Origin of the sequence: uncultured Eudoraea sp., assembly GCF_947258925.1 — a bacterium.
In the GTDB taxonomy this organism is placed as follows: domain Bacteria; phylum Bacteroidota; class Bacteroidia; order Flavobacteriales; family Flavobacteriaceae; genus Eudoraea.
On sequence record NZ_CAMYKG010000051.1, the window covers coordinates 1 to 12379 of the forward strand.

11 protein-coding genes are annotated in these 12379 nt (G+C 36.8%); 1 reads left to right on the top strand and 10 read right to left on the bottom strand.

The window, feature by feature from the left end; translation table 11 throughout:
* From Q0X77_RS14360 to Q0X77_RS14405, 10 genes are all read right to left on the bottom strand, one after another.
* Positions 1 to 389, bottom strand: a 389-nt coding sequence (locus Q0X77_RS14360; RefSeq protein WP_297798513.1) for an SPFH domain-containing protein, incomplete at its 3' end; no start/stop codon positions are given.
* Positions 390 to 400: 11 nt separating this feature from the next.
* The gene (locus Q0X77_RS14365) at positions 401 to 2434 is read right to left on the bottom strand and encodes a vWA domain-containing protein (RefSeq protein ID WP_297798514.1); all 2034 of its coding nucleotides are present in this window, start codon (positions 2432 to 2434) and stop codon (positions 401 to 403) included.
* Positions 2435 to 2519: 85 nt separating this feature from the next.
* Positions 2520 to 3266 (bottom strand): 3-oxoacyl-[acyl-carrier-protein] reductase, encoded by a 747-nt coding sequence (gene fabG / locus Q0X77_RS14370; protein ID WP_297798515.1) that lies wholly within the window; start codon positions 3264 to 3266, stop codon positions 2520 to 2522.
* Between the two features lie 128 nt (positions 3267 to 3394).
* Positions 3395 to 4267, bottom strand: coding sequence for a succinate--CoA ligase subunit alpha (sucD, locus tag Q0X77_RS14375; RefSeq protein WP_297798516.1), 873 nt, complete (start codon positions 4265 to 4267; stop codon positions 3395 to 3397).
* Positions 4268 to 4332: 65 nt separating this feature from the next.
* Positions 4333 to 5268, bottom strand: a complete 936-nt coding sequence (locus tag Q0X77_RS14380) for a UDP-3-O-(3-hydroxymyristoyl)glucosamine N-acyltransferase (protein WP_297798517.1) — start codon at positions 5266 to 5268, stop codon at positions 4333 to 4335.
* A gap of 75 nt (positions 5269 to 5343) precedes the next feature.
* Positions 5344 to 5907, bottom strand: coding sequence for an elongation factor P (efp, locus tag Q0X77_RS14385; protein WP_297798518.1), 564 nt, complete (start codon positions 5905 to 5907; stop codon positions 5344 to 5346).
* Between the two features lie 6 nt (positions 5908 to 5913).
* Positions 5914 to 6699, bottom strand: coding sequence for an acyl-ACP--UDP-N-acetylglucosamine O-acyltransferase (gene lpxA, locus Q0X77_RS14390; RefSeq protein ID WP_297798519.1), 786 nt, complete (start codon positions 6697 to 6699; stop codon positions 5914 to 5916).
* A 1-nt stretch (position 6700) separates the two neighbouring features.
* Positions 6701 to 8098 (bottom strand): bifunctional UDP-3-O-[3-hydroxymyristoyl] N-acetylglucosamine deacetylase/3-hydroxyacyl-ACP dehydratase, encoded by a 1398-nt coding sequence (locus Q0X77_RS14395; RefSeq protein ID WP_297798520.1) that lies wholly within the window; start codon positions 8096 to 8098, stop codon positions 6701 to 6703.
* 3 nt (positions 8099 to 8101) lie between these two features.
* Positions 8102 to 9127: a UDP-3-O-(3-hydroxymyristoyl)glucosamine N-acyltransferase gene (gene lpxD, locus Q0X77_RS14400; protein ID WP_297798522.1), complete on the bottom strand. Its 1026-nt coding sequence runs from the start codon at positions 9125 to 9127 to the stop codon at positions 8102 to 8104.
* A 165-nt stretch (positions 9128 to 9292) separates the two neighbouring features.
* A complete protein-coding gene (locus tag Q0X77_RS14405; protein WP_297798524.1) occupies positions 9293 to 10522 on the bottom strand; it encodes an HD domain-containing protein in 1230 nt (409 codons plus the stop codon).
* A 37-nt stretch (positions 10523 to 10559) separates the two neighbouring features.
* Between Q0X77_RS14405 and Q0X77_RS14410 the strand changes: the two genes are divergently transcribed.
* Positions 10560 to 12104, top strand: coding sequence for a bifunctional response regulator/alkaline phosphatase family protein (locus tag Q0X77_RS14410; protein ID WP_297798525.1), 1545 nt, complete (start codon positions 10560 to 10562; stop codon positions 12102 to 12104).
* Positions 12105 to 12379 lie beyond the last annotated feature (275 nt).

The following is a 12379-nucleotide window of genomic DNA, read 5'->3' on the forward strand; positions in this document are numbered from 1 at the left end:
CTACGAGCAGCCGATCTAATTGCAGGAAGAAGAATACGCTCTTTATATTGCTCACTTTTTTCCTGATGTAATTTGCCTAGATCAACATAATCGGGTTGAAACCAGGCAGATGCATCAAGCTGAATATCCAATCCATTACTGGAAAGCACTTTCATCTTTTCAAAAACTTCTTGTTGCCTTACCTCATAAACAAAAACTCTATTCCAGGGTGCCACAATATGAAAGCCCTCATTCAGAGGAGGTTCATCAGTCACCACTCCATTTCCAAAAGTCCTATACAAAACCCCTGCTTCACCAGAGCCAATGGTAATTGCTGATTTTGAAATCAGTATAATCAATAAAATAATAATAAACACTGCTGGCAGTGCTATTTTTGGTAATTTATCCATTTGATATAAAATTAAATTAATCCGTTATATTTTCTGACAAACCACTCTGCAGTCAATGCTGCTACAATGATTCCAAGCAGAATTTTAAAATCGATCAAAGATACGACATTTTGCTTGCTTTTCTGGATAGGTAGGTACCTATTATCTTTTGTCAAGTTTTCAACGATTTTTGAAGTCTGGGAAGGATAATAAAGTGATGCCTTGGTGCTTTTGGCTAGCCTTTCTAATTTCTTATAATTACTGGATAACAATTGCTGCTCCAAATCATAGTCCAAAATTGTAAATTTTCCTGTTTGGGTTAGATTTTCACCCTTTACATTGGCTGTAAAGTTATAATCCCCCGGAGGAAGTGTTCGGATATCCGCCTCGTAATAACCGTCTTTAAGTAATAAAGGGATTTGCCTGCTTATATTATTCCCAACGCCATTCAACAATATATTTATGGTTGCATTATTGTCAAAAACGAAGGTTTCATCAAAATAAGTAGCTTTTATCGTTGCCTGATTTAATCCCAGATAAATATTTTCATACTCCAATGCAAGCCGACTTCTTGGTTTAGTGTTTGCCAGATATAAAATAACCTTTGAAATAAAATCATCAAATTTTTTAAATTCCTGATCCTCCCTGTAGGTCTTCATGCGCCATTTCCATATATTTTCACCTAAAAGGATAGCCTCGCGGCCTGAATTGGTCTCAAGGGTTGCCAAAAGAGGTTCATTCAGATCCACTCCCTTGATTCGCTGGCTAAAGATATTTTCAAAAGATGCTGTAATTAACAATTCCCCTAAAGTGGTCTCTATGGGGGGGAAATCAGATACATCAATATCACTAATATCAAAACGGGTAAATCCCTGGTTTAAAACAGGTGTTACTTCTTCTTTCTGATCATAACTGTTTTTTTGAAAACTCGATTGAACTTTGTTCAGGAAAGTCCAATTGGTCTTAGGACCAGTTACCGTAAAAATATTTGCGCCTTTACTTTTTATATACTCATATACCTTTTCGAAAGAAGTGTCTGGTTGGTATATTATAAAAAGATCAAATTGTTCTAATTCATTTAGTGATAGAGATGGTTTTACAATTGATACCGATCTTTGTTCGTTACTTTCAATTGCCTTCTCTAAGGCACCAAGGTCCGGATGAAGTATATTAGAAACCAATGCAATATTGGTTTTTTCATCAATGACTTCAATCCCTATTTGCCGGGTATTATTGGTAATGTTCCTTTCATTTTCCAAAGGACTAAGGCTAATTTTTAAATTCTTTATTCCAACGGTAGCAGCATCAAGTACTGTACTGACAATTTTGGAATTTTCGATCTCATTCAGATCGAGTTGATTTCTATATAAATTCTGCCCATCCTCAGTAATAGTAAGAACAGTTGAAACCGGATTTTTACCCTGATAGGAAACGAAAATTTCTATAGGATATTTATTTTTTAAAAAGGCGTATTTGTTTGTATTTACCTGATCTATTCTGATATCCCGATAACTTGTTGTATCACCTACAACCAATGGGTAAATTGGGAATTTTTGTTGTCTTGCATAGAATTCATAATCCTCCCCTAAAGTCTGATTACCATCTGTCAGCATCAATATTGCAGTATTGCTGCCGGCATAAATCTCGTTAAGTGATGAAAGAGCTTGTCCTATATTGGTTGCTTTCTCTTCAAATAACAAGCTGTCTAAAGTATTTAATTCTGTTCCGAAGGCAAATTCTGAAATAGTAAACCTTTCCTTCAGATAAGTATTATTCTTAATTTGGTCCTTTATCCGCAATAGTTGCTCTGCACCATCTAACAGCGGAATAGATGAAGAATTATCTAATAAAATAATTAGATTGGCTTTCTCCAAGGAATATTGATCCTTTGTGATTTTAGGATTAATTAAAAGTAAAAACAAAGCAAACCAAGCTACAAATCTCAAGAAGGAGAGGGTGATATATAGAAAGCCTTTACCTTTGGATTTATAGTAATATTGATAAATTACCAGCACTACAGCCAGGATCGCAGCAAGTAAAATAAAGAATACTGTTTGTATTTGCATGAAATTTTTCAGACAGACGCCAAAGACTACAGTCTGCCCCAATAAGCTATTTATATAGTATTTGTTAAAGTGCCTTACCTCCCGGTTAAGTCAGCATTCCCCCATCAACATTCAATACTTGTCCGGTAATGTATGCGGAAAGATCGGATGCCAGGAATAAACAGGCATTGGCTACATCTTCCGGTGTCCCACCTCGTTTCAATGGAATTGCATCTCTCCAGCCCTGTACTGTATTTTCATCTAGTTTATCTGTCATTTCTGTTTCAATAAAGCCCGGTGCAATAGCATTACACCTAATATTTCTGGAACCAAGTTCGAGAGCTACAGATTTTGTAAAGCCTAAGATTCCAGCTTTGGAAGCAGCATAATTGGCCTGACCTGCATTCCCTTTTACACCAACAACACTACTCATATTTATTATTGATCCCTTGCGCTGCTTTAACATCGTCCGCTGTACAGCTTTAGTCATATTGAAAACAGATTTTAGATTTATTTCAATAACCTTGTCAAAATCCTCTTCCCTCATTCTCATTAACAGATTATCCTTTGTAATTCCTGCATTGTTAATTAATATGTCTATGCCACCAAAATCTTTAAGAACCTTCGCAATTAAATCTTCAGAATCCTGAAAACTAGCCGCGTTACTTTTGTATGCTTTGGCTTTAACTCCCATTGAATTAAGCTCCTTTTCAAGCTCAAGAGCCGGGGCTTCGCTTGAACTATAGGTAAAAGCAACATTCGCCCCGTGTTCAGCAAATATCCTCGCTATACCCATTCCTATTCCCCGACTCGCACCGGTTATTATTACTATCTTTCCTTCTAATATTTTCATATCGTTGTATTATTTGCACACTGGTAATCCAAATATAAGTTTTGTTTAAGATAAAGGCTATAAAAAATCCCGACTAATTCGGGATTTTCTTATAAGCTATACCTTGGATAATTGTGGTTTATTACAAATTATCCTACCACTTCTTTAACTTTCTTACCAATCTCTGCAGGGGAATCCACTACATTAATTCCACATTCACGCATAATACGTTTTTTTGCCTGAGCAGTGTCATCTGTCCCTCCTACAATTGCCCCGGCATGGCCCATTGTTCTTCCGGCAGGTGCTGTTTCACCAGCTATAAAACCAACTATTGGTTTTTTACTTCCGCTGGCTTTATACCATTTGGCCGCATCTGCTTCCAACTGCCCTCCTATTTCGCCTATCATGACCACACATTCGGTTTCAGGATCATTTATAAGTAATTCTACGGCTTCTTTTGTAGTGGTTCCAATTATTGGGTCACCTCCAATACCGATAGCGGTTGTAATACCTAATCCTTGTCTGACTACCTGGTCAGCGGCTTCATAAGTTAAAGTGCCGGATTTAGAAACAATGCCGATAGTTCCTTTTTTAAATACAAAACCGGGCATAATACCTACTTTGGCCTCTTCCGGAGTAATTACTCCAGGGCAATTTGGTCCAACTAGAGTACAATCTCTGTGTTTAATATAATTATTGGTTTTAACCATATCGGCTACAGGAATACCCTCAGTGATTGTTATTATAACTTTAATTCCAGCACTGGCCGCTTCCATAATTGCATCAGCCGCAAATGCTGGCGGTACAAAAATGATTGTAGTGTCTGCCCCTACCCCTTGAACAGCTTCTTCCACGGTATTAAAAACAGGTTTTCCCAGGTGTTCCTGACCCCCTTTGCCTGGCGTTACCCCGCCAACCACGTTTGTGCCGTAGGCTATCATTTGTTCTGAATGAAAAGTCCCTTCACTGCCGGTAAAGCCTTGAACAATTATCCTGGAATCTTTATTTACTAATACGCTCATAGTCGGTTTATCTTTTAATTACGCAAAAATATATTTTTGAAAACTATTTTTAGGTGGTTAATGACTTATTGTTTGTTTAATTCTTTTAATATGGACGGAAGACTACGCAGATGGGCTAGTTCTCTGAATTTTTCACGAGATTCACCAGCCGGACTTCCCAAATAACTTTTACCCCCTTCCAGAGATCTTCCAATACCAGCCTGGGCCATAATAACAGCTTTCTTTCCTATGGTAATACCACTTATTATTCCCACCTGCCCCCAGATGGTAACTTCATCTTCAATAACAACACAGCCGGCAATTCCCGTTTGTGAAGCAATCAGGCACTTTTGTCCGATAACCGTATCATGGCCAACCTGAATCTGATTATCGAGCTTACTACCTTTCTTAATAGTTGTATCTCCCGTAACACCCCTATCTATTGTACATAGAGCTCCAATATCTACATGATCTTCTATTACAACACGTCCTCCTGAAAGCAATTTATCATAGCCCTCCGGTCTGTTTTTATAATAGAAAGCATCTGCTCCAAGGACTGTTCCGGCATGAATAGTGACATGATCTCCAATAATACAATTATCATATATGCAGACATTGGGATGAATAATGCAATCATCTCCTATTTCAACATTATTACCAATAAACACATTAGGTTGTATATGCGTGTTTTTTCCTATTTTGGCAGATTTGGAAATCATCAAATCTGATTTTTCAAAAGGTTTGAAATAATCGGTAAGAACATTAAAATCCCTAAATGGATCCTCTGAAATAAGTAACGCCTTGCCAGCGGGGCAATCTACTTTTTTATTTATTAAAACTACAGTAGCCTTAGAATTTAGTGCCTTATCATAATACTTTGGATGGTCTACAAATACAATATCTCCTTCTTCTACGACATGTATTTCATTCATCCCAAGAACAGAAAAGTCATCTGCTCCTATATATTCAGAATTAATAATCCCTGCAATTTGCTTTAAAGAATATGGTTTAGGAAATTTCACAAATTATTTATCAAAATTATATATAAATTAAAACTAAATATAAAATACTGTAATGTATTTATATACAGCAACTTATTATTTAGCTCTTTCCATATAAGAACCCTTTTCAGTATCAATTTTAATTTTATCTCCCTCATTGATAAAAAGCGGTACATTTACCTTTGCTCCGGTCTCAACAACCGCCGGTTTGGAAGCATTTGTTGCCGTATTTCCCTTTAGTCCGGGCTCAGTATGAGTAACTTCAAGAACTACACTAGCCGGCATTTCAACTGTTAAAGGCATGCTGTCTTCCGTATTAAACATTATGGTAACAATTTCTCCTTCTTTGAGAAGTTCGGGTGCATCCAGTATTTCCTCCTGGAGGGAGATTTGGTTGTAATCGTCTGTATTCATGAAATGATAAGTAGTCCCATCAGAATATAAAAATTGGTAGGATCTAGTTTCCACACGTACATCATCAATTTTATGGCCTGCAGAGAAGGTATTATCCAATACTTTTCCGCTAGTCAGACTTTTAAGCTTTGTACGCACAAAAGCAGGCCCTTTACCAGGTTTTACGTGTAAAAACTCAATAATTTTATAAATATCATTGTTGTACTTAATGCACAATCCTTTTCTAATATCTGATGTATTTGCCATAAATAATTAATTTGTACTAAAATAACCTTTCATAATTCCTCTTTGAGAATCACGAATAAATTGTAAAATTTCATCTCTCTCCGGAGTAGCCTCCATTTCTGCTTCAATGATCTGTACAGCCTGAGAATTGTTATAATTCTTCTGATATAGTATTCTATAGATATTCTGTATCTCCCTAATTTTATCAGAATCGAATCCTCTTCTTCGCAGTCCAACAGAATTTATTCCTACATAAGACATTGGCTCTCTTGCTCCTTTTACATAGGGTGGAACATCTTTACGAACTAAAGATCCCCCGGTTACGAACGCATGATTGCCAATTGAGACAAACTGATGTACTGCAACCAGACCTGCAAGAATAACATTGTCGCCTATAGTTACATGCCCGGCAAGGGTTGAATTATTGGAGAAAATACAATTATTACCCACAAAACAATCGTGAGCAATATGACAATAGGCCATTATTAGACAATTTTTACCAATCACCGTTTTCATTCTGTCGCGTGTACCTTTGTGAATAGTAGCACACTCTCTTATCGTGGTATTATTCCCAATAACTACTGTGGTTTCCTCTCCTTCATATTTAAGATCCTGAGGTGGTGCAGATATTACGGCACCCGGAAAAATATTACAATTCTTCCCAATGCGGGCACCTTCCATAATGGTGACATTAGAGCCTATCCAGGTACCATCGCCAATTACCACATTATTGTGTATCGTGGTAAATGGTTCTATAACCACATTTTTTGCAATTTTAGCTCCTGGGTGAACGTAGGCAAGGGGTTGATTCATACTAATCCTTTTGTTTTGTTTTTACGATTTGGGCCATTAATTCAGCTTCGGACACCAATTTACCATTTGCGTATGCATACGCCTGCATATGGCAGATTCCTCTTCGAATGGGTGAAATAAGATCACACTTAAAGATTAATGTGTCTCCGGGAACAACTTGTTGTTTGAATTTTACATTGTCTATTTTCATAAAGAAAGTAAGATAATTTTCAGGATCAGGAACTGTACTCAAAACCAGTATTCCTCCGGTTTGTGCCATTGCTTCTACCTGCAAAACACCGGGCATAACAGGTGCTCCGGGAAAATGTCCTACGAAAAATGGTTCGTTCATAGTTACATTTTTCAAACCAACAACATGGGAATCCGAAAGTTCAATGATTTTATCTACCAATAGAAATGGCGGCCTGTGGGGCAACATATTCATAATTTGGGTAACATCCATTAAAGGAGGTCCATTTAAATCGAATTTTGGAACTTTATTGCGCTTTTCCAGTTTAATTATCTTGGACAGCTTTTTAGCAAATTGCGTATTTACATAATGTCCGGGTTTATTGGCAATTACTTTACCCCTAATTCTCGTTCCGGCCAAAGCCAGGTCTCCAATTACATCTAAAAGTTTATGTCTGGCAGCTTCGTTTGGTTGGTGTAATGTAAGATTATCCAATATTCCATTTGGCTTTACGGATAATTTTTTCTTTTTAAATGCCTTTTCCAGTTTCTTCATTGTGGATTCAGAAATTTCCTTGTCAACATAGACAATGGCATTGTTTAAATCACCTCCCTTGATAAGTCCATTCTCCAATAACATTTCTAATTCATGTAGAAAACTAAATGTCCTGGCATCCGCAATTTCCTTTTTAAAATCTGATATTCTCTCCAGGGTAGCATTCTGAGTTCCAAGAACCTTGGTGCCAAAATCCACCATCGTAGTTATTTCGTAATCCTCAGAAGGAATAAGTGTTATATCACTTCCGGAAGCTTCATCTTTGTAGGTTATAACTTCGTTAACTACATATTCTTCCCTATCGACATCCTGTTCTACTATTCCTGCCTTCTCAATAGCCTCTACAAAAAATTTAGAAGATCCGTCCATTATAGGTGGTTCAGGAGCATTTAATTCAATTAAAACATTATCTATTTCCATTCCAACCAATGCGGCAAGAACATGTTCTGAAGTTTGAATTTTAACCCCCCTTTTCTCCAAATTTGTTCCTCTCTGGGTATTCACCACATAATTCGCATCTGCTTCAATAACTGGTTCCCCCTCAAGATCTACACGCTTAAAAGCAAAGCCATGATTCTCTGGAGCAGGAACAAATTTCATAGTAACGTTCTCTCCGGTATGTAAACCCACACCAGTTAAGGTTACTTCATTTGCTATTGTACGTTGTTTTGCCATACTTTATTTGTCTTCACTCTTATTGTCAAAATCATTAATTCTGTTAACTAATTTTGGTAAGTTTTTAAAATGAACATAAGATTTATTGTAGTCTGCGTAATTTAAGGCCGGTGATCCTTGTAGAAATTCATCGTCCTTGACATTTCTGCCGATTCCTGATTGAGCCTGTATCCGAACCCTGTCACCGATAGTTATGTGCCCAACAATACCTACCTGGCCACCGATTTTGCAATTTTTTCCAATTTTTGTAGATCCTGCGATACCAGTCTGTGCAGCTATCGCCGTATGCTCCCCAATCTCAACATTATGAGCAATTTGAATTTGATTGTCTAGTTTGACCCCATTTCTGAGAATTGTGGATCCAAGTGTTGCCCTGTCTATTGTAGTTCCTGCACCAACGTCTACATTTTCCTCTAGAATCACATTTCCGGTCTGAGGTACTTTGCTGTACTCTCCGTTGGAATTAGGAGCAAATCCAAAACCATCGGCACCTATTATAGCGCCACTATGAATAACACAGCCCTTTCCGATAATTGATTCAGAATAAATTTTGGCTCCTGCAAAAATGAGCACGTTATCCGCTATTGTCACATTATCACCAATATAAACATTAGGATATATTTTGACATCATTCCCAATCTTTACATTATTCCCCAGATATGAGAAAGCGCCCAAATAGAAATTCTCTCCATACGAAGCAGACTCCGATAAAAATACCGGTCTCTCAAGACCTGTTTTGTTATTTTTAACCTGATTGTAGTACTCTAGCAACTTGGAAAAAGATTCGTAAGCATCATCAACCTTGATCAATGTCGTGGTAATGGCTTGTTCTGGTACAAAATCCTTATTTACAAGAGTTATGGAAGCTTCAGTACTATATATAAAGGAAGTGTACTTGGGATTAGCCAAAAAAGTTAATGAACCAATTTCTCCTTCTTCAATTTTAGCTAATTTATGCACAGCAACCTCCGGGTTGCCTTCTATCTCACCCTCTAAAATGCCTGCAATCTGACTAGCTGTAAATTTCAAATTTTTAAATGATTTTACCCTTGGCTTAGACTCAGACAAAAGTAAGAAAATTTGATTAATGATATGACGTCAAATACTTCCCTGTAAACTCCTGTATGTTAGCGTATTAATACTTTATAAATGCATTTAGGAAATTGGTGGGATGTAAAATTCAGAATATTATTGCTAAAGATCATCTTTTGGATAACAGATATAATATTTTGTTACCGTCTCAGATAATGCGGTCAGATTCAAATGATCCGAAGCCTTGGCAACATCTAATAATTTGCCATTGCTACGTAGAATATTTATATTTTGGCTTTCAAGATTATAAGCCTTATTCTCTATTATTCCACGGAATACAAAATAGGATGCCTCCGCTTCACTTAACTTATATTTTCCCCTAAAATCCTCAAAGAGGGTTTCAAATTTACTATCCTTTACAGGCTGATTTCTGAGCCTTATATTGAGTAGTCTTCTATTCAGGATCATGGCACAAAGCTTGGACAAAACAAAATCAGAACTATGCTGCCATTGTTTTATAGCCGCCAAAATATCAGTATCGTCAAGACTGGCAAAATGATCCAAAACCTCCCTATTAAAATTTCCTTTGTCAATTTTGGTTTTTAAAAAGAACATCAGTGGTGGGCTACAAGTCAGTTCAAAATTCATTTCCACCAATTCCTTAGCCCTCTGCAGTGTCTTTATTAGCAATTGTTCGGCCACTAATCCGGTTTTATGAAGGTAAACCTGCCAATACATAAATCTGCGGGCCATTAGAAATTTCTCCACGGAATAGATCCCTTTTTCCTCAACTACCAAATCACCGTCGACCACATTTAACATAGTTATTAAGCGCTCAGCATTTATATTCCCCTCTGCAACACCCGTATAAAAACTATCTCGTTTAAGGTAATCCAGTCTATCCATATCTAATTGACTACTGACCAATTGATTCAGAAATTTTTTTCTATAAGTGCCTTTGAATATTTCTATGCCTAAAGTTAAACTTCCGTTAAACTTATGGTTAAGAACCTCCATAAAAATGTGTGAAATTGCTTCATGTTTTATTCCTTCAACCAAACTATGTTCCATAGCATGCGAAAAAGGACCATGGCCAATATCATGTAACAAGATGGCACAGAGTAGTCCTTGAGCTTCCTTTTCGGTAATCTCAACCCCTTTAAAACGAAGTAGTTGTATTGCCTCCTGCATTAAATGCATACTGCCCAGCGCATGATGAAAACGAGTATGATGCGCCCCGGGATAAACCAGATATGAAAGTCCCATTTGCGAAATACGGCGAAGTCTTTGAAAATAAGGGTCCGCTATAAGGTTAAAAATTAGTGCATCTGGAATTCTAATAAATCCGTAAATTGGATCGTTGAATATTTTGAGCTTGTTTGATTTGGACAAAATAGCTATTGTTTTCAACGGTAAAGATAAGGACTAAATGAAGAAGATAACAATCCTATGGGTAGATGATGAAATAGATTTGTTAAAGCCCCATATAATTTTTCTGGAAGATAAAAATTATCAAGTAGTAACCTGCAAAAGTGGCCAGGATGCCTTAGAAGAAATCAGAAGTGAGAATTTTGATATCGTTTTTCTGGATGAAAATATGCCAGGAATTTCCGGATTGGAAACACTAACCGAAATTAAAACGATTGATGCTTCTCTTCCCGTGGTAATGATCACGAAAAGTGAGGAAGAATATATCATGGAGGAGGCCATTGGTTCAAAGATTGCCGATTATCTAATAAAACCGGTTAATCCGAATCAAATACTGCTGTCTCTCAAAAAAAACTTGGATCACTCACGTTTGGTTTCAGAAAAAACCACTTCCAACTATCAGCAGGAATTTAGAAAAATAGCGATGGACCTGTCAATGGTGAACTCTTATGAGGAATGGGCAGATCTTTATAAAAAGCTTATTTACTGGGAATTACAATTGGAAGAAATAGAAGATTCCGGAATGTTTGAAATTTTGGAATCTCAAAAAGTTGAAGCCAATAATCAGTTTGGGAAATTTATTGAAAAAAATTATGCTGACTGGTTTCGTGATGGTGATGGCCCGGTAATGTCACATACTTTATTTAAGGAATTAATTCATCCTGAGCTAAAAGATACTCCCACCCTTTTATTGGTGATAGATAATTTGAGGTATGACCAGTGGTTTGCCTTTGAAGATGTGCTAACCCCCTATTATAAGAAAAGTAAGGAAGTGCCCTATTTCAGTATTCTGCCTACGGCAACTCAATACGCACGAAATGCAATTTTCTCCGGACTTATGCCGCTTGGAATGGAAAAAAAATATACGGAATGGTGGAAGAATGATACCGATGAAGGTGGGAAAAATTTATTTGAGAATAAATTCCTGGGCGAACAATTAAAAAGATTGGGGCTTGATATAAAATGGGAGTACCATAAAATTAGTAGTTTAAAACAAGGTAAAAATCTTTCTCAAAACTTTCGGTCACAAAAGAAAAATGACCTGACGGTTCTTGTGTATAATTTTGTGGACATGCTTTCACATTCTAAAACCGAAATGGATGTTATAAAGGAGTTGGCTTCCAATGATAAGGCGTATAGGTCCTTAACGAATAGCTGGTTTAAGAATTCGCCACTCCTGGAGATCATACAACAAGCCCAGAGCATGGGGTTAAAGCTTATTATCACCACAGATCATGGTACGATAAATGTAAAACAGCCTTCAAAAGTTATTGGAGACAAAGAGACCAGTCTTAATCTTAGATATAAAACCGGCCGAAGCCTGACTTATAATGAAAATGATGTAATAGAGGCCAAAGACCCGGCTAATATTTATTTACCAAGTATTACCATGAGCAGTTCTTTTATATTTGCAAAGAATGACCTGTTTTTTGCATACCCCAATAATTATAACCACTATGTAAGCTATTACAGAAATACATATCAGCATGGGGGTGTTTCTCTCGAAGAAATGATCATCCCATTTGTAGTTCTCGAACCCAGATAAGCACTTGATTTCTTTATTGAATTCTAAAAAACTAACCAGAATTACACTTTAAACCGGTAATTTTCAGTTTAAAACGGTTTATCTGGATAGTCTTTGGTAACTAAAAAGGCACTTTCGGACATTTTAACAGTAGTTCCGTCCAACTTAATAGCCCATCCCCTTAAATATCTTCTTACTTTAAAATATTTGATTGACACAAATGGACTTTAATTTGCATGCTCTGCTGTTTATTCCCCAGTTAGACATAATCAAGCTTTGAGGCTATAGTTCTTTTA